The 25,621-nt window shown below is 51.0% G+C and carries 21 protein-coding genes; all 21 read left to right on the plus strand.

What is annotated here, in order from left to right; all coding sequences use genetic code 11:
- Positions 1-164 precede the first annotated feature (164 nt).
- The 21 genes from DWY93_RS10950 to DWY93_RS11050 all read left to right on the plus strand — a co-directional run bounded on the left by DWY93_RS10950 (position 165) and on the right by DWY93_RS11050 (position 25,520).
- Positions 165-3,098: an insulinase family protein gene (locus DWY93_RS10950; protein WP_181968537.1), complete on the plus strand. Its 2,934-nt coding sequence runs from the start codon at positions 165-167 to the stop codon at positions 3,096-3,098.
- Positions 3,099-3,693: 595 nt separating this feature from the next.
- The gene (gene era, locus DWY93_RS10955) at positions 3,694-4,596 is read left to right on the plus strand and encodes a GTPase Era (protein WP_015555002.1); all 903 of its coding nucleotides are present in this window, start codon (positions 3,694-3,696) and stop codon (positions 4,594-4,596) included.
- Positions 4,597-4,599: 3 nt separating this feature from the next.
- On the plus strand, positions 4,600-5,253 hold the full coding sequence (gene recO, locus DWY93_RS10960) for a DNA repair protein RecO (RefSeq protein ID WP_015555001.1): 654 nt from the start codon (positions 4,600-4,602) through the stop codon (positions 5,251-5,253).
- A gap of 123 nt (positions 5,254-5,376) precedes the next feature.
- Positions 5,377-6,018, plus strand: coding sequence for a hypothetical protein (locus DWY93_RS10965; RefSeq protein WP_117470601.1), 642 nt, complete (start codon positions 5,377-5,379; stop codon positions 6,016-6,018).
- A 142-nt stretch (positions 6,019-6,160) separates the two neighbouring features.
- On the plus strand, positions 6,161-7,549 hold the full coding sequence (locus DWY93_RS10970) for a glycine--tRNA ligase (RefSeq protein ID WP_117470602.1): 1,389 nt from the start codon (positions 6,161-6,163) through the stop codon (positions 7,547-7,549).
- A 144-nt stretch (positions 7,550-7,693) separates the two neighbouring features.
- Positions 7,694-8,281, plus strand: coding sequence for a Maf family protein (locus tag DWY93_RS10975; protein WP_165860005.1), 588 nt, complete (start codon positions 7,694-7,696; stop codon positions 8,279-8,281).
- 16 nt (positions 8,282-8,297) lie between these two features.
- The gene (locus DWY93_RS10980) at positions 8,298-9,272 is read left to right on the plus strand and encodes a peptidylprolyl isomerase (RefSeq protein ID WP_117470604.1); all 975 of its coding nucleotides are present in this window, start codon (positions 8,298-8,300) and stop codon (positions 9,270-9,272) included.
- A gap of 267 nt (positions 9,273-9,539) precedes the next feature.
- On the plus strand, positions 9,540-10,031 hold the full coding sequence (locus DWY93_RS10985) for a DUF5721 family protein (RefSeq protein WP_021905303.1): 492 nt from the start codon (positions 9,540-9,542) through the stop codon (positions 10,029-10,031).
- 62 nt (positions 10,032-10,093) lie between these two features.
- Entirely contained in the window at positions 10,094-11,776 is a 1,683-nt protein-coding gene (locus DWY93_RS10990) for a M3 family oligoendopeptidase (RefSeq protein WP_117470605.1), read from the plus strand.
- Positions 11,777-12,054: 278 nt separating this feature from the next.
- The gene (locus tag DWY93_RS10995) at positions 12,055-12,759 is read left to right on the plus strand and encodes a response regulator transcription factor (RefSeq protein WP_117470606.1); all 705 of its coding nucleotides are present in this window, start codon (positions 12,055-12,057) and stop codon (positions 12,757-12,759) included.
- Complete coding sequence (locus tag DWY93_RS11000; protein ID WP_117470607.1) at positions 12,749-13,885, plus strand: HAMP domain-containing sensor histidine kinase; 1,137 nt, start codon at positions 12,749-12,751, stop codon at positions 13,883-13,885. The genes DWY93_RS10995 and DWY93_RS11000 overlap by 11 nt, the downstream gene beginning before the upstream one ends.
- Before the next feature lie 272 nt (positions 13,886-14,157).
- Complete coding sequence (locus DWY93_RS11005; protein ID WP_117470608.1) at positions 14,158-16,635, plus strand: hypothetical protein; 2,478 nt, start codon at positions 14,158-14,160, stop codon at positions 16,633-16,635.
- Positions 16,635-17,585 carry an ABC transporter ATP-binding protein gene (locus DWY93_RS11010; RefSeq protein ID WP_015554992.1) on the plus strand — a complete coding sequence of 317 codons (951 nt, stop codon included), beginning with the start codon at positions 16,635-16,637 and terminating at the stop codon, positions 17,583-17,585. The genes DWY93_RS11005 and DWY93_RS11010 overlap by 1 nt, the downstream gene beginning before the upstream one ends.
- Positions 17,575-18,513, plus strand: coding sequence for an ABC transporter permease subunit (locus DWY93_RS11015; protein WP_117470609.1), 939 nt, complete (start codon positions 17,575-17,577; stop codon positions 18,511-18,513). The genes DWY93_RS11010 and DWY93_RS11015 overlap by 11 nt, the downstream gene beginning before the upstream one ends.
- 3 nt (positions 18,514-18,516) lie before the next feature.
- Positions 18,517-19,350 (plus strand): deoxyribonuclease IV, encoded by an 834-nt coding sequence (locus DWY93_RS11020; RefSeq protein ID WP_015554991.1) that lies wholly within the window; start codon positions 18,517-18,519, stop codon positions 19,348-19,350.
- A 91-nt stretch (positions 19,351-19,441) separates the two neighbouring features.
- A complete protein-coding gene (locus tag DWY93_RS11025; protein ID WP_117470610.1) occupies positions 19,442-20,764 on the plus strand; it encodes an SPFH domain-containing protein in 1,323 nt (440 codons plus the stop codon).
- A gap of 69 nt (positions 20,765-20,833) precedes the next feature.
- Positions 20,834-21,931: a TFIIB-type zinc ribbon-containing protein gene (locus tag DWY93_RS11030; protein WP_117470611.1), complete on the plus strand. Its 1,098-nt coding sequence runs from the start codon at positions 20,834-20,836 to the stop codon at positions 21,929-21,931.
- The gene (locus DWY93_RS11035) at positions 21,931-22,917 is read left to right on the plus strand and encodes a TPM domain-containing protein (RefSeq protein WP_015554988.1); all 987 of its coding nucleotides are present in this window, start codon (positions 21,931-21,933) and stop codon (positions 22,915-22,917) included. Before DWY93_RS11030 ends, DWY93_RS11035 begins: the two co-directional genes overlap by 1 nt.
- A 3-nt stretch (positions 22,918-22,920) precedes the next feature.
- On the plus strand, positions 22,921-23,835 hold the full coding sequence (locus tag DWY93_RS11040; protein WP_117470612.1) for a ketopantoate reductase family protein: 915 nt from the start codon (positions 22,921-22,923) through the stop codon (positions 23,833-23,835).
- 48 nt (positions 23,836-23,883) lie between these two features.
- On the plus strand, positions 23,884-24,300 hold the full coding sequence (locus DWY93_RS11045; protein ID WP_015554986.1) for a DUF3842 family protein: 417 nt from the start codon (positions 23,884-23,886) through the stop codon (positions 24,298-24,300).
- A 65-nt stretch (positions 24,301-24,365) separates the two neighbouring features.
- A complete protein-coding gene (locus tag DWY93_RS11050; RefSeq protein ID WP_117470613.1) occupies positions 24,366-25,520 on the plus strand; it encodes a M23 family metallopeptidase in 1,155 nt (384 codons plus the stop codon).
- Positions 25,521-25,621: the final 101 nt, after the last annotated feature.

Consider the following 25,621-nt stretch of genomic DNA (forward strand, 5'->3'; position numbering starts at 1 on the left):
TTTTCGCAGAAAAAATGAGCGGATTACGAATGTTTTTGAGGGTGCTATGTGCCGGTGGCACATGATCAGCACCGACCGGAGCGGAGCGCAGACGTGGAAGCACGAAGTGCGGAGCGATCCGGTTACAACTATAGCCTAAAGCACAACAGAAAGGACATTCAGATATGGAGAGCCAGATTGAATCAGTCAAAGCCCTTGACGCGTACCGGCTTCGGCAGGTAAAACATATCCCGGAACTGAATTCCGACGGTATGATCTTAGAGCATAAAAAAACAGGCGCAAATATATTCCTCATGAGCAACGAGGACAATAATAAAGTATTCTGTATCGGTTTCCGGACGCCGCCGTCAGACAGCACCGGCGTTCCGCATATCATCGAGCATACCGTGCTCTGCGGATCTGATAAATTCCCGGTGAAGGATCCATTTGTGGAGCTCGTCAAGGGATCCTTAAACACCTTCTTAAACGCCATGACTTACCCGGATAAGACCGTTTATCCGATCGCAAGCTGCAACGACACTGATTTCCAGAACCTCATGGACGTTTACATGGACGCGGTCTTCCACCCGAATATCGGAAAAGAGAAGAAAATCTTCATGCAGGAAGGCTGGCACTACGAGCTGGAAGAGCCAGAAGGCGAGCTCACCTACAACGGCGTTGTATACAACGAGATGAAGGGCGTGTTCTCCTCCCCGGAGAGTGTCCTGGACAGCTATATCCATACGGCAATGTTCCCGGATACCTGCTACGGCGTGGAGTCCGGCGGAGATCCGGAAGACATTGTAAAGCTGAACTACGAGGATTACCTCGCGTTCTATCATAAATATTATCATCCGTCCAACAGCTATATCTACCTCTACGGCGATATGGACATGACGGAGAAATTAAGATGGCTGGATGAGGAGTACCTCGGAAAGTACGACAGAAAAGAGATCGATTCTGAGATCCAGATCCAGAAGAAATTCAAGGAACCCATCGAGAGGGAGATCTTCTACTCCGTATCCGAGTCCGAGAGCCTTGACCACGCGACCTACCTTTCCATCAATACCCAGGCGGGAAATGAACTCTCCCCGAAGGAGTACGTGGCATTCCAGATCCTGGAGTATGTGCTCTTAGATGCCCCGGGCGCGCCGCTTAAGAAAGCGCTTCTGGATGCCGGGATTGGCGATGACATCATGGGCGGCTACGAGTATGGGATCTTACAGCCGTATTTCTCCGTGATCGCGAAGAACGCGGAGAGAGAGCAGAAGGACGAGTTCGTAAAGATCGTAAAGGCGGAGTTAAAGAAGCTCGCGGACGGCGGCATCGACAAAAAGTGCCTGAAAGCCGGAATCAACAACTATGAATTCCAGTACCGCGAGGCGGATTATGGCTCCACGCCGAAGGGACTCATGTACGGTCTCCAGTGCCTGGACAGCTGGCTCTACGGCGGCGATCCGATGATGCACTTAGAGTATGAGGACACCTTCGCGGCGTTGAAGAAAGGCGCGGACAGCGGATATTTTGAGGGACTGATCAGGACATACCTTCTTGACAACCCGTACGAGGCTGTTGTGATCGCGAGCCCGAAGAAGAACCTCGCCGCACGGATCGAGGAGCAGACGGCGAAAAAGTTAAAAGAATATAAGGACAGTCTCTCTAAAGAGGAGATCGAGACTCTGGTACGCCAGACGAAGGAATTAAAGGAATACCAGGATACCCCGTCACCGAAGGAGGATCTCGAGAAGATCCCGATGCTCACGAGAGAGGAGATCGGAAGGGAACCGGCGAAGCTGATCTTCGAGGAGACGAAGCTGGACGGCATCACAGTGGTCCGCCACAACATGTTCACGTCAGGGATCGGTTATCTGAAGGTCCTCTTCAACACGGACCGGATTCCGATGGAGGACCTGCCGTATCTCGGACTCTTAAAATCTGTCCTTGGATATGTGGATACGAAAAATTACAGCTACAGCGATTTAAGCAGCGAGATCTTTTTAAACAGCGGTGGAATTTCCTTCTCCGTGACATCTTACCCGGATCTCACAAAGGCAGGAAGCTTCACAGGTGTCTTTGTCTGCAGCGCGAGAGTGCTCTACGAGAAGCTTGACTTCGGCTTCGAGATCCTGGAGGAGATCCTTAACCGCTCTGTTCTCGATGATGAGAAGCGGTTAAACGAGATCCTAAGCGAGGGAAAATCAAAGTCCCAGATGAAACTCATGGGATCTGGCCACACGGCGGCAGTCGCGAGAGCCACATCCTACTTCTCTGACACCTCCTACTATAACGATATGACAGGCGGGATTGGATACTTTAAGTTCCTGGAGGACTGTGCGAAGAACTTTGACGAGAAGAAGAGCGAGATCATCGCAGGTCTGAAGCGTGTGATGGAAGCTCTTTTTACAAGGGAGAACATGACCGTCAGCTACACGGCGGACGACGAGGGATTCTCTTACCTCGGGAATGCTATGAAGAAGCTCTCTGAGAAGCTTCCGGCGGGCAGCGGAAAAATCTATCCGTTTACGGCACCGAAGGAGAATTTAAACGAGGGATTTACTTCCTCCTCAAAGGTCAACTATGTGGCACACTGTGGAACCTTCGCGGGAAGCGGATATTCCTACACAGGCGCGCTTCGGATCCTGAAGGTGATGCTGAGCTACGATTACCTCTGGATCAACATCCGCGTGAAGGGCGGCGCTTACGGCTGTATGAGCGGCATTGGACGTTCCGGCGAGGGATATTTTGTCTCTTATCGCGATCCGGAAGTGAAGAAGAGCGATGATATCTATCTCGGCATTCCGGCTTATCTTGAGAACTTCGAGGCGGATGAGCGCACCATGACAAAATATGTCATCGGAACCATCAGCGATATCGACACACCGCTGACTCCGTCCTTACAGGGAAGCCGCGGACTCTCCGCATGGTATTCCGGAGTGACGGACGAGATGCTGAAGAAGGAGCGCGAGGAGATCTTAAACGCGACTGTGGAAGACATCCGCGCCCTTGCACCGATCACGAAGGCGATCCTTGAGACTGGCGCGGTATGCGTGGTCGGAAATGAGGATAAGATCAAGGCAGACAGCGAGATATTTAAGGAGATCAAGCCGCTGTTTGCATAATACCAAGGGAAAAAAGGCCGGAACTTCGACGCAGGCTTGCCTGCAGGAGAAGTTTTGACCTTTTGGCCCGCCAAAAGCATGAGTAAGTAGCCATTTTTCGAAGAAAAATGAGCGGATTACGAATGCTTTTGAAGGTTGCGGGAGCACGCAGTGCGGAGCAACCTGGTATGAGAGAGAATACCAAGGGAAAAAAGGCCGGAACTTCGACGCAGGCTTGCCTGCAGGAGAAGTTTTGACCTTTTGGCCCGCCAAAAGCATGAGTAAGTAGCCATTTTTCGAAGAAAAATGAGCGGATTACGAATGCTTTTGAAGGTTGCGGGAGCACGCAGTGCGGAGCAACCTGGTATGAGAGAGAATACCAAGGGAAAAAAGGCCGGAACTTCGACGCAGGCTTGCCTGCAGGAGAAGTTTTGACCTTTTGGCCCGCCAAAAGCATGAGTAAGTAGCCATTTTTCGAAGAAAAATGAGCGGATTACGAATGCTTTTGAAGGTGCTATGTGCCGGTGGCACATGTCCAGCACCGACCGGAGCGAAGCGTAGATGCGGGAGCAATTCGGTATGGGAGAGATACATATAAAAGAATTAAGGAGATTTCATGAAAAAGGGATATAAATCTGGTTTTGTGACATTGATCGGACGCCCGAACGTTGGTAAGTCCACGCTGATGAACCACCTGATCGGACAGAAGATCGCGATCACATCGGAAAAACCGCAGACCACGAGAAACAGGATCCAGACCGTGTATACAGATGAGCACGGTCAGATCATCTTCCTGGACACACCTGGTATCCACAAGGCAAAAAACAAGCTTGGTGAGTACATGGTGAATGTAGCGGAGCACACGCTGCGCGAAGTGGATGTGATCTTATGGCTCGTGGAGCCGGGAACCTACATCGGTTCCGGCGAGCAGCATATCTTAAAGGTGCTGCAGACGGTAAAGACGCCGGTGATCCTCGTCATCAACAAAATCGATACGGTGAAGAAAGAGGACATCTTAAAGACTATCGAGACCTATAAGGACGCGTATCACTTTAAAGAGGTGATCCCGGTATCCGCGATGAAGAAGACAAACACGGATACCCTGATTCACACGATCTTCCAGTATCTGCCGGAAGGACCGCAGTATTACGATGAGGACACTGTCACAGACCAGCCGATGCGCCAGATCGCCGCGGAGCTGATCCGCGAGAAGGCACTCCGCATGATGTCTGACGAGATCCCCCACGGAATCGCAGTTACCATCGAGCGCATGACAGAGCGCGATAACGGCATGTTTGATATCGACGCGACGATCATCTGCGAACGTGAGTCCCATAAGGGAATCGTCATCGGAAAAGGCGGCCAGATGTTAAAACGCATCGGTACCTCCGCCAGGATCGAGATCGAAAACCTTATGGACACGAAGGTCAACTTAAAGCTCTGGGTCAAGGTCCGCAAGGAATGGAGAGATTCCGAGCTCTACATGAAGAACTACGGTTATAATTCGAAAGACATTTAAGATATGAGAGAACAGGTGATTCTGACCGGGATGGTCATCAAATCCGCCCCGGCGGGCGAATACGACAGAAGACTTGTGATCCTGACCTGTGAACGGGGAAAGATCACGGCTTTCGCCAGAGGCGCAAGAAGACCGGGAAGCACGCTGATGGCGGCATCCGCGCCTTTTGTATTCGGCACATTTGCTCTCTATGAGGGCCGGGATGCCTACTCTCTCGTCTCTGTGGATGTACAGAACTACTTCCGGGAGATCACGGAGGATATGGAGGCGGCGTGTTACGGCTCCTATTTTCTGGAGTTTGCGGACTACTACGGGAGAGAAAATCTGGAGGCAGTGGAGACCTTAAAGCTTCTCTATCAGTCCCTCAGGGCGCTCTTGAAAAGCGCGATCCCCAATCGCCTTGTGCGGGCAGTCTTCGAACTGAAACTCATGGAGATCAACGGTGAGTATATGGAAAAGCCTCTGGGAAGACTGGAAGATTCCACGATCTATACATGGGAGTACGTCCTTGCGTCGCCGGTGGAAAAGCTCTATACCTTTACGGTCACAGAGAAAGTTCTGGAAGAATTTACGAAGTGCGTAGCGGAAAATAAGCGGCGATTCGTAGATAAAACCTTCCATTCACTTGACATTTTGGATGTTCTTGTATATAAATAGGGTAATCCTTAAAAATAGCGGACATCTGTGCGGCTTATTCGTACAGTCGGAGATACCGGAATATCCGTGCGTAACGATGAAGGTACTGGAGCGTTACGGATTTTTAGGGATAAGGAGGAATTCATGAAAAAAGGACAGACGGCAGCAGCCATTCTCCTTCTTTCGCTTGCCTTAAATGGCTGCGGCGGAGGAAACGGAACGACCGCATTTGCCCCGACGGAGTCCAGCCTTTATGTCACAAAGGAAGGCACCGTCACAAGCGCGGATGTGGAGTCCTACGAGAATGATTACTACAGTGCTGATGAATTAAAAGCTTACGCAGAAGAAATGCTGGGCGTGTTTGAGAGTGGAAATCAGTCCGGAAGCAGCGAAAAAAAGGCTGAGATCGCGGAATGCACCGTGAAAGACGGAACCGCAAAGCTTCTCATCACATTTCCGGATGCGGAGGAATATCTTCGCTTCGCGGAGGAATATCCGGATACTGAGAGTGGGATCCGGATTGAGAGCCTGGATGTCGTTTCCGTTCCGGATGGGGTGGAAAAGGGCTATATCGTCGGATCCACGTTCTACAAGGCGGGAGACGAGAATACCGAGGTCTCCGCTGTGGATATAACAAAACAGAAAAAGCTCTATGTGGTATGTGTGAAGGGCAGCGCAAAGATCCAGACAGACGGACAGGTCCGGTATGTGTCTGAGGGTGTGACCCTTAACGGAAGTATGGCCGAGACACCGGAAGGTGAGACGTCCTATATTATATTTAAATAGTGAAAAACTGTTCAGCTGGTCTGCGCGTTTTCCTGCGCCGGCCGTAAGAAAACACTGTTTGAAGGGCTGGACAGTTACAATAGAAGAATTACTCTGCCGCGCAGACCAGCACGGACAGAAAGAGATCAAGAGGAGAGTCACAATGGAAAAGACAATGGAAAAAATTGTAGCACTTGCGAAATCCAGAGGCTTTGTATATCCGGGTTCCGAGATTTACGGAGGTCTTGCAAACACATGGGATTACGGCAATCTGGGCGTAGAGCTTAAGAATAACGTAAAGCGCGCATGGTGGAAGAAATTCGTTCAGGAGAATCCGTACAACGTAGGTGTTGACTGCGCGATCTTAATGAACTCCCAGACATGGGTAGCATCCGGACATATCGGCGGTTTCTCCGATCCGTTAATGGACTGTAAGGCATGTAAAGAGCGTTTCCGTGCCGACAAGCTCATCGAGGACTACATGGCAGAGAAAGGCGTTGAGCCGGAGACTCCGATCGACGGCTGGAGCCAGGAGCAGATGAAGAAGTATATCGATGATAACCAGATCCCGTGTCCAAGCTGCGGAAAGCATGACTTCACAGATATCCGTCAGTTCAACTTAATGTTCAAGACATTCCAGGGCGTTACCGAGGATGCAAAGAACACGGTTTACTTGAGACCGGAGACAGCACAGGGTATCTTCGTAAACTTCAAGAACGTACAGAGAACATCCAGAAAGAAAGTTCCGTTCGGTATCGGACAGATCGGTAAGTCCTTCCGTAACGAGATTACACCGGGTAACTTCACATTCCGTACCAGAGAGTTCGAGCAGATGGAGTTAGAGTTCTTCTGCAAACCGGGTACAGACCTTGACTGGTTCGCATACTGGAAACAGTACTGTATCAAGTGGCTGCAGGATCTCGGCATCAAGCCGGACGAGATGCGCGCCCGCGACCATTCTCCGGAAGAGCTTTGCTTCTACAGTAAGGCAACCACAGACCTTGAGTTCTTATTCCCGTTCGGCTGGGGAGAGCTTTGGGGAATCGCAGACAGAACCGATTATGACCTGACGCAGCATCAGAATGTATCCGGTCAGGATATGTCTTACTTTGATGATGAAGTAAATGAGAAATACATTCCGTATGTAATCGAGCCGTCTCTTGGTGCAGACCGTGTGACACTTGCATTCCTCTGCTCCGCATACGACGAAGAAGAATTAGAGGGCGGAGATGTGCGTACCGTTATGCACTTCCATCCGGCGATTGCACCGGTGAAGGTTGGTATCCTTCCGTTATCCAAGAAGTTAAACGAGGGTGCAGAGAAGGTATATGCAGAGCTTTCCAAGTACTATAACTGTGAGTTCGATGACAGAGGAAATATCGGTAAACGTTATAGAAGACAGGATGAGATCGGTACGCCATTCTGCGTAACCTATGACTTTGATTCTGAGACAGACGGAGCTGTAACCGTTCGTGACAGAGATACCATGGAGCAGGTTCGTATCCCGATCGCAGAGTTAAAGAGCTATTTTGAGGAAAAATTAAGCTTCTAATTACTGGAAAAATCAGTGATTAGGACAGGATGAGGCGGCTGGATCTTATGTCAGACCGCCTCTTTCTTCTATAAAATAGAAAAATGCGATAGTTTGAGTATGAAACTGTCCGTGCAGGAAAGACATAAAGGAAAGAAAAACAAGATGGAAAAGAAGAGAATCATCCTGGCATCCGGTTCCCCAAGACGGAAAGAACTGCTTCTGCAGATCGGAATCGTCCCGGAGATCATCGTGAGCCACGTGGAGGAGAAGATCACATCGGATGAGCCCTCGGTGGTAGTTATGAGCCTTGCGGAGCAGAAAGCCGTTGATGTTGCGGAAGATATGCCGGAAGGCGCGGTAGTCTTAGGATCTGATACGGTCGTTGCGGCAGATGGAAAGATCCTCGGAAAACCGAAGAGCCATGAAGAGGCATATGAGATGATAAAAAGACTCGCGGGACGCAGCCATCAGGTCTATACGGGCGTGTGCATCGTGAAAAAAGGAACTGCGGGAGAGGAAGATACCGTTGTTTCTTTCTACGATGAGACGGACGTGAACGTGTCCACGATGACAGAGGCGGAGATCCGTGAGTACGCGGATTCCGAGGAGCCCATGGACAAGGCGGGATCTTATGCGGTCCAGGGATTTTTTGCGAGATATATTGAGGGATTAAAGGGATCCTACGCGAATGTGATGGGACTTCCGGTGCATTTAGTGTACCAGAAATTGAAAGAACTTGGCGCTGTGTAGAAGTGGAGACAGAAATATGGGAAAATGGAACCGATGGGGACGGACGCTTGCGGCGGTCGTCCTCGCGGCAGCAGTCGTCTGCGGATGCGGCGTGAAGGAAACGCTGCTTTCTGGCAGAAAAAGTGAAAGAGAGTACGGGAAAGCCGAGACCATGGTGATCGTCACCACGGAGCGGCTCCGTTATGAAGAATTATATACAGACAAGATCTGGGATACGGTGGTGGACGAGTCTGGAACTACCTTCGAGGAGACATTGCTGTCCCAGATCCATGATTTCTTAAAGGAATTAAAGACCATGAGCCGCATGGCGGACGAGGAAAAAGTCACGCTCTCCGGAAAAGAGCGGGAACTGGCAAAACAGGCAGCGGCTCAGTACATGAAAGAACTGAAAAACGCCGGGGAGAGTTCCGAAATCGACAAAGATGTGGTAGAATCTTTATATGAAGACTACTGGAAGACCGAAAAACTGGTGGAGACGCTGACGGGCAGCGTCAACCTGGAAGTCAGCGACAGCGAGGCGAAGGTCATCACCGTGGATGAGATCGTGCTCTCCGATAAGGATCAGGCGGATGAGGCGTTAAAGAAAGTCCAGATGGAAGGAACCGACTTTATGACCGTCGCAAAGGGGGTCTCCGAGGATCAGGAGATCGAGAAGAAGATCTCCAGAGGCTTGAGACCGGAGGCTTACGAAAAGGCTGCTTACGCCCTGGCCACAGGGGAGACCAGCGATGTGATCGAGGCAGATGGAAAATATTATATCCTGCGCTGCGTCAACGACTACGATGAAGCTGCCACAAAGGCCCGGAAGGAAGAGATGGTCCGGGAGAAGAGGAATGAGGTGTTTTACGAGACCTACTCGGAGTACGCGGCGAAGGTCCATCTCGCGAAGGATGACAGCCTGTGGAAGAATCTCTCGATAACAGATGGAGAGAGGACATCGGCGGACTTTTTCGAGATATTTGAAACAGTATGTAAAGGTACAGACAGTTAACAGCTTAAAAATATTCACCAGGTCCGCACAGCTGTAATGACATAAGAGTATATTTTAAGTTACTGTACACGGGTAGGAATTTTCTGAACTGAAAATTCCGTACAATACAGTGGTGGTAGTGGATTTTGCCGATTCGGAATGCGAAGCATCGGCAAAATCAGTTACTGTTTGCGCAAAGCGTGAACAGTAACTATTTTAAGCAGGACAGATATGGAACAGGTAAAAAGTTCCAGACATAATCAGGGAAACAACATGCGGAGGTAAATAATGGTTGCATTAAAGATCGAAGAGCAGAAAGCGTTTACGGCAGGGCTTTTCATTGGGGAGATCTTTGATAAATTTCTGGTGCGGGAAGCGGAGATCGTGACCTACAACCAGTTCACGATCGACGGAAAGGTTCGTCAGGGCTATTTTTCCGAAGAGGAACTGGAAGAAAACAGGATCGAAGAGTACTCTTCATGGAAGACCTTAAAGCCGGTCTGCTACTCCTTAATCAAGGGAAAACGGCTTCCGGAGAGCTTCCGCATTGTATTTCAGATGCCCCCATCCGCCAGGGACCGGTTCGTGGCCGGGAAAGTCCCGGGAATCTATCCGGATCAGGTCGGCGGGCTTTACATCAATATCCAGTATGAGAACCACGAGATGATCTGCGTTACGGGGACGTCCATGAAGCAGTTTACCTTGGACAGGACGTTAGAGAACGAGTGGGATGAGAATGTAAAGAAGTTCTTAAAAAAGAACGGGGTAGTCTTTAGTTAGGCACCCGCCCCTGCGGGCAGCAGGGAACGGGATGAGAAACTTGGGGAAAGGGGTTACTTATCATGAAAAAATTTGCAGAGCTTCAGTATGTCCGTCCGGACATGGAAAAAATCTTCGCGCGCGTATCGGGGGATATCGCAGTGTTGAAGGAAGCAAAGAACTACGAGGAATTTCGGAATGCCTATATGGATTATGTGGAAGCCGACACGGAGCTTGAGACATCAAAGACTGTCGCCCATATCCGGAATACGATCAATCTTTTAGATGAATTCTATGAGGCGGAGATGGTATATTTCAACAGCCAGATGCCGAAATATGAAATCCTGAAAAAAGAGATGGGCGAGGTGATCGTGGCATCTCCGTTTAAGGCTGAGATGGAAAAAGAATTCGGCGCGATCCTGATCCAGAACATGGAGGCCCAGAAACAGCTTTCTGACGAATCCATTGTGGATGATCAGGTGAAAGAGGCGGAGCTTGTCAGCCGCTTTATGAAAACGCAGGCGGCTGCTACCGTGGAATTTAAGGGAGAGCAGATCGGAAACTACGGACTCTTAAAGATCATGCAGAGCACAGACCGTGCGGAGAGAAAAGAGGCGTTTGAGGCATGGGCAAAGCTATATGAGGGAATTGCGCCGACGTTAGAGGAAGTTTATGACGGTCTTGTAAAGGTCCGTGCCGGTATGGCAAAGAAGCTTGGATTTAAGAGCTTTATTCCGATGGGATATCTGCGCCGCCGTCGTTTTGACTATACGGAAAAGGAGTTGGAGGTATTCCGGAAACAGGTCCGCGAGGTCGTGGTTCCGGCAGCGGCAAAGCTGTACGAGCGTCAGAAGGAAGCTCTTGGGATCGATACACTCTATTATTATGACGAATCCATCGCTTCTCCGTCCGGAAATCCGGTTCCGATCGGAGATAAGGAATATCTTGTCGGCGAAGCCCAGAAGATGTACCGTGAGCTTTCCAAGGAGAGCGGAGAGTTCTTTGATTTCATGATGGAGCATGAGCTTTTCGATCTGGACTCCAAGCACGGAAAACGCGCCGGCGGATACTGTACGACACTCCCGCAGTATCATGCACCGTTTATTTTTTCAAACTTTAACGGAACCGACGCAGATGTCAATGTTCTGACCCATGAGGCCGGTCACGCGTTTGCAGGATTTACAGCGGCAAAATACCAGAAGACCCCGGAATTATGTCATTCCACCAGTGAGATCAATGAGATCCATTCCATGAGCATGGAACTCTGGACTTATCCGTGGATGGAGAATTTCTTTGGAGATAAGGCGGAGGAATACCGCAAAGAGCATCTGGCAGACGCTCTTATGAAGATCCCGTATATGCTCTGCGTAGACGAATATCAGCATAAGGTATTTGAAAATCCGGAAATGACCACAATGGAGCGGAGAGCAGTCTGGAGCGGTCTGGAGAAGATCTACATGCCCTGGAGAAATTATGCAGGAAATGAGTTCCTCGAGAGTGGAGCATTCTGGATCAAACAGCAGCATATCTTCCTGTATCCGTTCTACTATGTAGATTACGCGATGGCACAGATGGGCGCCTTTGAGTTCTACACAAAGATGAAGGAAGACCGGAAGGCAGCCTGGGCAGATTATTATAAGCTCTGCGCAGCGGGCGGATCCATGGGATACTTCGACCTTCTGAAATACAGCGGACTTCACAAGGTGCTGGAGGATGGTTCTGTGAAGATCATCCTGAAAGGTGTGTTCGAGGAGTTAGGGTTATAAAAGTACTGTACGGAGAAAACAGAATTAAAATCTAAAATGAGGCAGTGGGACATATTCTTTTTAGAGTAGTTCTGCTGCCTCTTTTATACACAGATAATGAGCGTGTATACACAAGACATGGCGTTCATTCAGCAAAGTGCGCTGTTTTTTGGAAACCTTCCAGAGAACGGAAAAAATTGTAACATTTACTCATTAGTTTTCAGAAAAAAGTAAGGAAAAAAAGGTCGAAATATGATACGATAGGGATATTAGGAATAAGTCTAAAAGGAGGAAAAATCATGGAGCAGATCAATATCCTGGTAGTGGATGATGAAAAAGAGATCGCGGACCTTATAGAGATCTATCTGGTCAGCGATGGATATAAAGTATTTAAGGCAAATAACGCGAAAGAGGGGCTGGAGATCCTGGATCAGGAGGAGATCCATCTGGTGCTCTTAGACATCATGATGCCGGGAATGGACGGTCTTGAGATGTGCAGGAAGATCCGCGAGACCAACAATATTCCGATCATCATGCTGAGCGCAAAATCCACGGATCTTGATAAGATCCTGGGTCTGGGAACCGGCGCGGACGATTATGTGGTAAAGCCGTTCAACCCGCTGGAACTCACGGCCCGCGTGAAATCCCAGCTCCGCCGCTACACCCAGTTAAACCCTAACAGCAGCACCGGAAAAGCGGCAAAGAACGAGATCTCGATCCGCGGCCTCTCCATCAATAAAGACAACCACAAGGTCGTTGTCTATGGCGAGGAGATCAAGCTGACGCCCATCGAGTTCGATATCCTGTATCTTTTAGCATCGAATCCCGGCCGGGTGTTCAGCACCGACGAGATCTTTGAGAAGGTATGGAACGAGAAAGTATACGAGGCAAACAACACCGTCATGGTACATATCCGGAGACTCCGCGGAAAGATGAAAGAGGACACGAGACAGGATAAGATCATCACAACGGTCTGGGGGGTAGGATACAAAATTGAAAAATGATTGGAGCAGAAGCTTTTACAGGCAGATCGCGGTGAACATCTGTTACAGTGCCCTGATCGCATGTCTGGTGGACGCGTTCCTCATCATGAATATGAACTTCCTTCTGGCGTACCTGGACCAGACCAGATACGCGAATCTGTTGATCCTGCAGATCTTTAAGATGGGTACGATCACCACGATCCTCTATGTGATCGTTGGAATCGGGATCTTTGCGCTGGCGTTTCTCATGATCGAGAAGAAAAATATGAAGTATATAGGGAAGATCGCGGTGGCGATCCAGAATATCTCCGAGGGCGACTTAAACACCCAGATCGAGGTGGTGGGGGACAACGAGTTCTCCGCCATGGCATCGAACCTGAACCGGATGGAAGCGGATATCCGGAAGCTCATGGATAAGGAACGAGAGTCGGAGCGGACGAAGAATGAGCTGATCACGAACGTGGCCCACGACTTAAGGACACCGTTGACTTCCATTATCGGTTATCTGGAACTCCTGTCTTCCGGACCGGCCATCAGCCTGGATATGCAGAAAAAGTATATCGATATCGCCTATGTGAAGGCAAAGCGTCTGGAAAAACTCATTGAGGACCTGTTCGGATTCACGAAGATGAATTACGGAAAGATATCCATGAATGTTGGAAAGGTGGATATCGTAAAGCTCTTAGGGCAGCTTTTGGAGGAATTTTATCCGAGCTTCGCGGACAAGGACCTGACTTATGAGCTCAAGAGCAATGTCCCGTCCCAGATCATCACGGCGGACGGAAACCTTCTGGCGAGACTTTTTGATAATCTGATCAACAACGCCATCAAGTACGGTGCCGAGGGAAAGAAGGTCCTGATCCAGGTATTCGCGAAGGACGATATCGTCACGGTGTCTGTCACGAACTATGGCTATGTGATCCCGGCGGAGGAACTGCCGTTGATCTTCAACAAGTTCTACCGGGTAGAGCAGTCGAGGTCCTCAAAGACAGGCGGAACGGGTCTTGGTCTTGCCATCGCAAAGAATATCGTGGACATGCACGGCGGAACGATCTCCGTGGCCAGCGACCTGAACGGAACGGTGTTCACGGTGAAGCTGAAGGTGGATTTTGATGTGAATAAAGAAAATTTTGGTATGATCCAGTAAAGAGAGATAACAGCTGTTCAGCAAAAACGCATAGTTCCTGCTCTGACGGCAGAAAAACAGCTGAAAATACGTTACAGTTCAGCCATTACATCTTCTTGTTTTCATATTCATGAAAACAAGAAGCTTGGTGGTTCCACCATATGCTGATTTGGATGAAAAAGTGCTTATGCAAGCAAGCTTGCAACACACTTTCTCATTCAAATCAGCGCATGGCTGAACTGTAACGAAAATACTGAACAGGGATACCCGTTGATCAATGATAGGAAGAATGTATGAGAAATAAAAAGAAACAGTTGCTGTTTGGCTGTCTTGCGGCCCTGGTCCTGTCCGCGGGGGCATTCCCGGCCTTTGCCCAGGACCAGGACAGCTTCAGCACAAACATGGAGTCCAGCTCGCAGAATTCTGTGCCGGTGGCGGTGGACATCACGGCAGTTTACGGAAGAAATGCGAAGCCCGGAAGCTTTGTGCCCATAAAGGTCAGCATCTACGGCCAGACGGAGGCACCGTTTTCCGGCACACTTACTGTCTCTACTTTGGAGAGTGATAACGATGAAGGCACGGAGGAATACGAGTATTCGTACCAAGTAGAGGTGGGACCGGCGGAGACGAAGACGATGGAGTTCTATGTCCCCTTAGGACAGAAGAGCGGGACGATCCACCTGACATTAAAAGACGGGAAGAAGAAGACCATGGGGGAGACCTCCATGGAATTTGACGTTTCTAAGGACGAAAACCGTCTGTTTGCAGGTGTCCTGGAGAACAAGTCAGGAAGTCTCTCATGGATTGACGGGATTGGGCTGAATTATGGAATGCTCACCACACGGGTCGTTGAGATCCCAGGGGAAGACTTCCCGGAAGATTCCCGGGGATTTTCCATGTTTAATGTGCTCCTCATAAACGGATATGACTGCCGGACACTGAATGATGTCCAGAAAGAAGCCGTCCTCACATGGGTGGAAAATGGCGGAACACTGCTTATCGGAACGGGAAGAGACAGGGATAAGACCCTGGATATCCTGGGAGAGGCAGAGCCGAAGGTCAGCTTAAGGGATCCGGAGGTTCTCTTGGTCGGCATGGGAACGGAATACACGAAAAACAGTCCTGAGGACTCGGAAGTCCGCGTGACCTACACGGAACCTGTGATCTCCGGGGCCAAAGAGCGGATGGTGACGGATGGAACGCCGCTTCTTAAGACCATGAAGTACGGAAAGGGGACCATCGGTGTCTACGGGGTAAGCCTGTCGGATCTCTCCGGCTTTGCGAAAAAGAACCCGTCCTTCGCGTCGTATTTTCTCAGTGAGATCTTTAACGAGGATGAACTGAATACGATCTATTATTATTCCCAGGGCGGCGATGCTGATTACTGGAACGCCTACAATCTTGTCAGCGGGGGAAACGGGGAACGGATCCCCAATCTTGCGGTCTACGGGATCATCGTTGTGGGATATCTGGTGATCGTGGGACCCGGGCTGTATATTCTTTTAAAGAAGCGTGGGATCAACCGGTACTACGGGACTGCAGTGCTTGTTTTTTCCGCAGCCTCCTGTGTCGTGATCTGGGGAATGGGTTTTAAGACGAGATTCACCAGTGAATTCTGCACGACAGCGACGATCCTGGACGCATCCGGGGACAGCGCGGAGGAGATGACCTTCTTAAACGTCCGGACTCCGGACAGCAGCGGATTTACCGTGGATCTTCCGACGGATTACAGGGTCACACCCCTTACGAGGAGCGCCCGCTACGACATGAACCAGCTGGAAGACTACCCGAAAAAGCGCCAGGCATCCATCGGGATCCGGAAAGAGGCAGACCAGACCGTGCTTTGGAGTCGGAAGTCCAAGGCCTTCGATTCCAGATTTTTCCTTCTGGAGCGGCAGAAAGACCTGGGGGCTGGAAATGTGGAGGCGGACTTTGCTGTGTCGGACGGGACAATCACGGGGCATGTGGAGAACAAGCTCCCTGTGACGCTTGAGAACGCGGCAGTCTATCTCTATGGCCAGGTGCTGATCATTGGAAACATGGAACCGGGACAGTATCTGGAATTCAACCGGGAGCCGTTAAAGGTATGGCCGTTGGGCATGACATGGATGCTTTCGGACACCCTGACCGGAACGCCGGACCGTCAGGAAGACTCCGATGAGGAGTACATTAAAAATGTCCAGAAATCCAACCTCAGCGGATACTTTACGGATCGTTACTACTCGTCCTACAATGGCGAGGTGCGCTTCGGCGCGTTCCTCCCGGAAGGTTATGAGGGAAACGACGATCTCTTCGGAAAAAACTGGGACGGAAGGACCTTCTACACCCAGAAGATCGACTGCGCCATGGGAACAGATGGCGAGGTCTACCGCTGCGGTCAGATCCGGGAACCATCCGTGACCTCCGGTATAGGGGCAAATTATGGAAATTCCATGATCCTCTACGGGACAGACCCGGTGGTGGTGGAATATGACCCGGGAACGGACATTGTGATCGAGAAATTCTCATTTCTTCCGGTGTCCGACGACTTTTTCCAGGGCAACCAGTATTCCTATATCCGCCCATTCTCCGGGGAGACGAGTTTTTACAACGAAAAGACAGGAAGCTATGACCCGGTGGATATCCGGAAACAGGATTTCTCAAGGGAAGAGCTGGCAGATTATATCGCTGCCGACGGAAAGATCACGGTCCGCTACACAGCCGGAAGCAATGCGGAAATCGGAGTGAGCCAGACACTTCCACTCCTGATGGTGACGGGGAGGGAAAGCTGATGTTGAAGATACAGGGACTGAAAAAAAAATTCGGAAATTTTGAGGCTCTCTCCGGGCTTGATATGGAAGTGGAGGAGGGGGCGCTCTATGGCTTTGTCGGACCGAACGGAGCCGGAAAGACCACGGCGATCCGCATTATCACGGGACTCCTGAAAGCAGATGAGGGAACCGTCATGATCGGCGGAAAGGACGCGTTCCTCTACAGCGGGCAGGTGAAAAATGAGTTCGGCTATGTGCCGGATGAATTCGGACTTTACGACAACTTAAAAGTCTGGGAATACATGGACTTTTTCGCCTCCTGCTACGGACTCTCCGGCCTTGTGGCGAGAGAGCGGTGCACAAAGCTTCTGGAACAGGTAAAACTCGCGGGAAAAGAGGAATTCTTTGTGGACAGCCTGTCCAGGGGAATGAAACAGAGACTCTGCCTGGCGCGGGCCATGATCCACGATCCGAAGCTCCTTGTTTTAGACGAGCCCACGTCCGGCATGGATCCGAGAGCCAGGATCGAGTTTAAGGAGCTTTTAAAGGAACTCTGCGCTGAGGGAAAAACCATCGTGGTCAGCTCCCACATCCTCTCAGAGCTGGCCCAGATGTGTACGGATATCGGGATCATCGATGCCGGAAAGGTCGTCCTATCGGGAAACATGGGGGAGATCTTAAAGAAGGTGAATGACTCTAACCCGATCCGGATCCAGGTTGTGGAGAATGTCTGGGAAGCGGTGAAGTTTCTCCGAACGGAGCCGGAGGTCCAGACCATCACGGTGGAGGGAAACGATATCGTCGTGGGATTCCACGGCGGAAAAGACGCTGAGGCGATGCTGCTTGCAAAACTTGTGGCCCACAATATTGGAATCTGCGGATTCTGGAGAGAGCCTGGTGACCTTGAGAGCATCTTCATGCAGATCACGGATCATGATATGGAAAAGGTGGTGATGACGAGTGAAGAATAATCCGGTCTATAAGAGGGAAATGCTGGTACGTTCGAGAAGCTTCCGGATTCCGCTCATCATCATGATCTTCAACGGGATCCTGGCTGTGGTGGCACTCTTAAACATGTACCAGAGCATCGCCCAGGTGAAGGTCAGCGGCTCGGTGCGCTATGAAAATTTTCTCCAGCTCTACGCCTTTGTGGCAGCGCTGGAATTTATGCTTCTGATGTTTATCATGCCTGCTCTGACCTCCGCCAGCATCAGCGGGGAGCGGGAGCGGCACACATTGGAACTCATGTTTACCACGAAGATCCGTCCTGTGGAGATCGTTGTCGGGAAGCTCATGTCCGCATTCTCCCAGCTTATGATCTTAGTGGTATCGAGTCTGCCGATCCTGATGCTGACCTTTATCTATGGAAGTATCAGCTCAGGGGATCTCATGATCCTTCTTGTGAGCTATGTGGTGGGGGCGCTGTACTGTGGAAGCCTCGGAATCTTCGCGTCCTCCCTCATGAAGCGGTCCACATTCTCCAATGTGATCACTTACGGGATCATGTTAGTTGTTGTCGTTGGAACATACATGCTGAATGTGTTCCTCCTCAATATCTCCGAGACAGAGATCAGCACGATGGCGCTCAATTCCGGGGAGACGATCCCGAAGGCGAGCTCCGGAGCGTCGGTATACCTTCTTCTCCTGAATCCGGCAATCATGTTCGCGGAGCTTTTGGAGAATCAGGTGGCAGGTGGCGGCGGAAACTTTACGATCACACATCTCCTCGGTGACAACGGCGGAAATTTTATCACAAACCACTGGGTATTCTGCAGTCTGGTGATCCAGGCGGTGCTCTCTGTGCTTTTTACCTGGGGAGCGGTATTTTTCTTAAAGCCGGAGAGATCGAAAAAAACAGGTTCCTTTGGAAAGCCCACAGGAACAGGACGGAGGTCATAGACAATGTTTTATATCGGATGCCATCTTTCCTCGGCGAAGGGATTCCTTGCCATGGGAAAGGACGCGGAAAAGATCGGCGCGACGACGTTTCAGTTTTTTACAAGAAATCCCAGGGGCGGAAGCGCGAAGCCGTTAGACCATGAGGACATCGCAGCGTTCCTGAAACTAAAAGAGGAGCTGGGGCTGGGGACTCTGGTGGCCCATGCGCCATACACACTGAACGGCTGCTCAGCGGATGAAAAAATCCGGGATTTCGCGAAGCGGACCATGGCGGATGACCTGGAGCGCATGGAGGCGGTTCCCGGAAACCTCTACAATTTCCATCCGGGAAGCCATGTGAAGCAGGGTGTGGAGGTTGGAATCACCTATATCGCGGAGATGTTGAATGAGATCCTGAAGCCGGAGCTTCACACCACGGTGCTCCTGGAGACCATGGCGGGAAAGGGCAGCGAGGTCGGAAGAAGTTTTGAGGAACTTCGGGAAATTCTTGACAGAGTTGAACTTTCTGATAAGATGGGTGTATGTATGGATACCTGTCATGTATGGGATGCCGGATATGACATCGTGAATGATCTCGACGGAGTGCTGGCGGAATTTGACCGTGTTGTGGGGCTTGAACGCCTGAAAGCGGTCCATTTAAATGACAGCATGAATGTCCGGGGAGCCGGGAAGGACCGCCACGCCCGGATCGGGGAAGGTGAAATTGGCGCGGAGGCAATTGTGCGGGTGATCAACCATCCGGCGCTGAGGAATCTGCCGTTCTGCCTGGAGACGCCGAATGAGCTTCCGGGGTATGCAGCGGAGATCAGGTTCTTGAAAGATCATAGGATCGGATAATTTTCGGAAAAAATCCGGACCGGCGGGTATAGGCGGCGAAAACCGCTGTCCAGGAATCCGACCGGTGAGTGATAAAAGGAGGAAACGGGATATGGGTATTTTAAAAGTTGGTGCCGGCGCGTTAAAGAGTGTGCTGGAAGACCAGTGGCGCGAGTATTTTTACTGCCCGTCCATGGAGGCGGACGTTCTTGTAAAGAAAGGTGAGAACCGGAAATCAAAGAGAAGCTATAACACAAAGGGCAGCGACAACCTGATCTCTAACGGCTCCATCATCGCAGTCAACGAGGGACAGTGCATGATGATCGTTGACCAGGGCGCTATCGTCGAGGTATGTGCGGAGGCCGGTGAGTTCGTTTATGATACCTCCGCAGAGCCGAGTATTTTCTACGGAAACCTTGGAAAGAGCATCGGGGACAGCTTTAAGCAGTTTGGAAAGCGTTTCACCATGGGCGGCGACACGGCGAGGGACCAGAGAGTCTACTTCTTCAACACGAAGGAGATCGTCGGAAACAAGTACGGCACAGCGAACGCAGTCCCGTTCCGTGTTGTAGACCAGAATATCGGCCTCGACGTGGACATCGCGATCCGCTGCCACGGCGAATATTCCTACAGAATGGTGGATCCGATCCTCTTCTATAAGAACATCTGTGGAAATATCGAGGAAGATTACACGAGAGATAAGATCGATTCCCAGCTCCGCAGCGAGCTTCTGACAGCTCTGCAGCCGGCCTTCGCGAAAATCTCCGGGATGGGAGTCCGCTACAGTGCGCTTCCGGGTCATACGGTGGAGCTTGCGAACGCGCTCCGCGAGATCCTCTCCGACAGCTGGGACGATGTATACGGAATTACTGTGAGCAAGATCGGTGTGAGCTCCGTGAAGGCCTCTGAGGAAGATGAGGCGATGATCAAGGAACTCCAGAGAAATGCCACATTCAGAAACCCGGGAATGGCGGCGGCGCATTTAGTCAGCGCACAGGCTGAGTCGATGCAGAGCGCGGCAAAGAATACCTCCACAGGACCGATGATGGCATTTGCGGGAATGAATATGGCAGCCCAGAACGGCGGATTCAACACCCAGGGGTTGTTTAACATGGCAGCCGGACAGGGACAGCAGGGAAATCCTGCTATGGCAGACCAGGCACAGCAGGCATCCGGCGGTCCGGCGAAGATGGCACCGTTATCCGGATGGACCTGTTCCTGCGGACAGGAAGGAAATACCGGAAACTTTTGCTCCAACTGCGGAAAGAAGAAACCGGAGGAGAGCGGATCCTGGACCTGCAGCTGCGGACAGGAGAATACAGGCAATTTCTGCTCCAACTGCGGAAAGAAACGCCCGGATGCCGTTTGGACCTGCTCCTGCGGACAGGAAAATAAAGGAAACTTCTGTGCGAACTGCGGAAAACCGAGACAGTAAAAAATGTAAGCTTCCTGGCTGCCTTTTAGGGCAGATGGGAAGCTTAAGCCAGATACAGGGGGAAAGAAAATGGCACTTGTAAGTTATAAATGCCCCAACTGCGGCGGCTCGGTGGTCTTTGATCCGAAGAAGCAGAAGTTCTGCTGTGAGTTCTGCATGTCGGAATTTACGAAAGAAGAGATGGAAGCCGCGGCGTTAAAATCTACGGAGACCAGCGGCACGCAGGAGGAAAGCAGTGCGGCAGATACAGCACAGAATAATAACGCGGGCAGCACGAATCAGAACGAGGATGCCCTGGTCTATATCTGCCCGAGCTGCGGCGCGGAGGTCGTGACGGACGCAACGACGGCGGCAACATTCTGTTACTACTGTCACAACCCGGTAGTGCTTTCAGGAAAGCTTTCCGGCGAATTCCTGCCGGACTATGTGATCCCCTTTGCCATGGACAAGAAGAAAGCAACGGGGATATTCCTTGACTGGATCAAGAAGAAAAAATATATCCCGGACGACTTCTTCTCGAAGGACCAGATCGAGAAGTTTTCTGGTGTGTACTTCCCGTACCTGATGTACAGCTGCAGGGTCGACGGAAGGATCCAGGCGGAAGGCGAGAAGAACCGGACCTGGGTGACGGGAAATATCCGCTACACGGAGCATAAAAAATACCGGATGGAACGTGCGGGACAGCTTGATGTAAAGAATGTCACGAGAAACGCGCTTAAGAAGAATAACAGCGCTCTCGTGGAAGGCGTCCTGCCTTTTGACATGGAAAAACTCCAGCCCTTTGATATGGGATACCTCTCCGGTTTTCAGGCGGAGAAGCGGGACATGGAGAAAGAGTCCCTGACCCCGGAGGTGGAGAGCGAGGTAAAACAGTATACGGTGGAGCAGCTGAAGGCTGACATCATGGGACAGTATTCCTCGGTGCAGGTGGATCAGAGCGATACAGATATCCGGGACGCGAGATGGCACTACGCCCTGCTTCCGGTGTGGATCCTGACCTACCGGGATAAGGCGGGAAAAGACGAGCTCTACTACTTTGCCATGAACGGGCAGACAGGGAAGATCTGCGGAAAGCTCCCGGTGGCGAAGGGAAAACTTGTGAAACTGTTCCTGGAGATCTTTGTGCCGGTTGCGGCGATTCTGATGATCGGGGGGTGGTTCCTGTAATGAAAACAAAGCAGATAAATGGAAAAACAGCAGGGAACAGCCTGGAGAACGGAAGAAAGTTAAGTGCGGTGGAAAACGTTTTTCATGCTGTAAAGACAGCGGCGAGAACTGTCTTTGCAGCGAGTGCTCTTGGAGTGCTTCTGGCAGGAACCGCCTTTGCGGCAGCTGGAGAAGATGCCTATCAGATGGCAGAGGGAACGGAGAGCTATGCGGATGTCTACGACATGGCGGATCTGTTTACCGATGAGGAAGAAAAACAGCTTTCTGAGCAGGCACAGGTCCTTTCAGATACGATGAAGATGGAAGCAGTCATCGTCACCACCGAGGAGAATTCCGACTCCGCCCAGGTGTTCGCGGACGGATTTTACATGGAAGGCGGTTTCGGAACCGGTTCCGACCACTCGGGAATCCTGTTTCTCATCGATATGGATAACAGGGAACTCTACATATCTACAAACGGACAGATGATCCGTTACATGACGGACAGCCGCATCAATGATGTTCTGGACGATGTTTATAATTACGCGGCAGATGCCGATTACTACGGGGCAGCGGCGGCGTTTCTGACGGATACGGAAAAGTGCTATTCCAACGGGATTTCAAGAGATCAGTACAACTATGACACGGAGACGGGAAAGATCAGCCGTTATCACCATATCGAATGGTATGAGATCCTGATCGCCCTCGGCGTGGCGGCGGTCTGCGGGGGTACTGCGGTGGCATCGGTACTTCGAAGCTACGGTCTTCACGGGGAAGATAAGCGGATGGCCGCAAACTTTAAACTCTCTTACCGGAGAGACAGCCGGTTCACCATGGGGAATGTCCTGGCGGATGCATTGCTGACATCCTATATCACCCAGCAGGTGATCCAGACACAAAAGAATAACAGACCGGGGTCAGGCGGAGGAAGCTTTTCCGGCGGCGGAAGATCATCCACCCACAGCTATGGAGGAAGCAGCCATGGCGGCGGAGGAAGGAAGTTTTAAGTTATGGAGATCAAAAAGATCGGAATTATCGGACAGGGCGCTCTCGGCGTCATGTACGGAAATTATCTGAAAAAACGGATGGGAAATGAGAATGTCTTTTTTATCGCGGATGAGGGGCGCGTAAACCGCTACCGGAGCGCGGATATGGTCTGCAACGGGGAAGCCTGTGGATTTTCCTACCGGTCTCCGGCGGAGGCGGTGACGGCGGATCTCATTATCTTTGCGGTGAAGTTCATGGGAATGGAGAGCGCGCTTGAGACCGTGAAGCCGTTTGTCGGGGAGCATACCCTGTTCTTGTCGGTACTCAATGGAATTTCCAGCGAGGAGATGATCGAGAAAGCCTACGGCGCGGATCATGTGCTCTACGCCTGCGTGCAGGGCATGGACGCAGGAAAGGACGGAAATGAGGTCACCTACAAAAATATGGGTTATATCACCATCGGAAATAAGGACAGGAGCCATGATGAGAAGCTGAAGGCGGTGACGGAGCTTTTTGACCGGACGGGGCTGGCCTACAAGGTTCCGGATGATATTCTTCGGGAACAGTGGAACAAGCTCATGTTAAACACCGGTGTGAATCAGGTGACAGCGGTCTACGGTGCGCCATACAGCCTGATCCAGAAAGAGGGAGAGGCGCGTACCATGATGATCGAGGCCATGCGGGAGGTTCTCCGTGTGGCGGACACCCAGGACATTGATCTTACGGAGGCGGACATCGATTACTGGCTGGAGCTTCTTGCGACCTTAAACCCGGAGGGACATACCTCCATGTGCCAGGATGTTCTGGCAGGACGCCCGACAGAGGTGGACCTGTTCGCGGGAACGATGCTTAAGATCGCAAAGAAAGAGGGATTTTCTCTTCCTGTGAATACGTTTTTATATGAGAAGCTGAAGGAATTAGAAGGCGCTCCGGATTGAGCGCGGTGAGTCAATGCTATCATTCAGACAAAGGAGAACAAGAAACACATGACGATCATGGTAATAGACGGTCAGGGCGGAAAGATGGGCAAAGGCCTGGTGGAACAGTTAAAGAAGCTTTGCCCGGAAGATGAGATCCTGGCGATCGGAACGAACAGCATTGCCACAGCAGCAATGCTGAAGGCGGGGGCGGATGCCGGCGCCACAGGGGAAAACCCGGCGGTAGTCACAAGCCGCACCGCCGACATCATTGTCGGTCCCATGGGAATCGTCATCGCTGATTCCCTCATGGGTGAGATCACGCCAAAAATGGCCGTCGCCATTGGCCAGAGCCTGGCCCAAAAAGTTCTGATCCCCGTAAACCGCTGCCAGCACTTTGTCGTGGGCTGCAGGGATATTTCTATGGGGGAGTATGTGAAGCTTGCGGTGGAGGAAGTTTTGAAGATCCGCCGTGGGGAGATATAGGTTTCATGGCATAATTCTCTGCCTGTCCGCATACACTGGGATGTATGTGGGAAGGAGAGTGTGCCATGAGGAAAAAAGAGCATTCGGGATCGGCAGCAGTGATCGGGGCACAGCTGGTGATCCTTTTTATTTTGACGGTTTCCCTGTGCGTTCAGAGCAGAAAAGCGGCGGCGGAGAATACATATGCGGTGATGGAGAAGAGCGGTGAAGGCAGTCGGGCTGGGGAGCCTGAAAAAGCCGGGGAAGCGGGGGACAGCCAAAAGAAAAAATATATCCACTGGGTGGAATTTAATGTTCCGGCGGACGTGATGGAGAAGGCGTTCCGGCTGGACATGGGGACGGTGCAGGAAGAGGTGCATTTTAATTGGGTGGAGCTGCTGGCATATCTCGGGGCGAAGTATGGCGGAGATTTTGAGCGGTTCCGGCAGGCGGATCTGGACGCGGTGGTGGAGAAACTGAAGTCCGGGGCGGCAATGGAGGAAATCACAAAGGACATGAAGTATTATGCTTATTACCGGGAGGCATATGGGGCGGTCCTGGATGGCATGGTGGGGTATTTTGAGCAGGAGAGCGGCAATAATAAGGTCTGGCTCAGAAAATATGGTCTGAAGGTGTTCTCGCCGATCGCGAAAAACTTTCCCTACAGCGATTTTGACGATTTCGGCGCGTCCCGGTCCTACGGATTTAAGAGGAAGCACCTGGGCCATGACATGATGGGACAGGTGGGGACGCCGGTGATCGCGGTGGAATCCGGGTATGTGGAGGCTCTGGGCTGGAACCAGTACGGCGGCTGGCGGATCGGAATACGGAGTTTTGATAAAAAGAGGTATTACTATTACGCCCATCTGCGCCAGAACTACCCGTATCAGTCGAATTTAAAAGAGGGCAGTATCGTGACGGCAGGCGATGTGATCGGATATCTCGGCAGGACCGGGTACAGCACCACGGAGAATACAAACAATATCACGACACCGCACCTTCACTTCGGAATCCAGCTCATTTTTGATGAGTCACAGAAAGAAGGAAACAATGAGATCTGGATCAACTGCTATGAGATCGTGAAATTTCTGCGGATGAACCAGAGTGAGACGGTGAAGGTGGAAGGGACGAAAGAGTGGACGAGAGTCTATAATATGAAGGACCCCGGGATTCCAGAGAGCTCAGAAGGTACAGAAAATTTAGAACAGCCGGAGGAAAGTGAAGGTCCAACGACTGAATAAAGGCGGGAAGCATGGATAGAATTTCAGAAATCTCCCCATAATAACCCAGGTAAGAAAGTTCCGGTACCACTTTCCGGAACTTTTTTCTTAATAAAGAAACG

The sequence above is a fragment of the Clostridium sp. AF28-12 genome, assembly GCF_003435225.1.
Lineage (GTDB): Bacteria > Bacillota > Clostridia > Lachnospirales > Lachnospiraceae > Pilosibacter > Pilosibacter fragilis.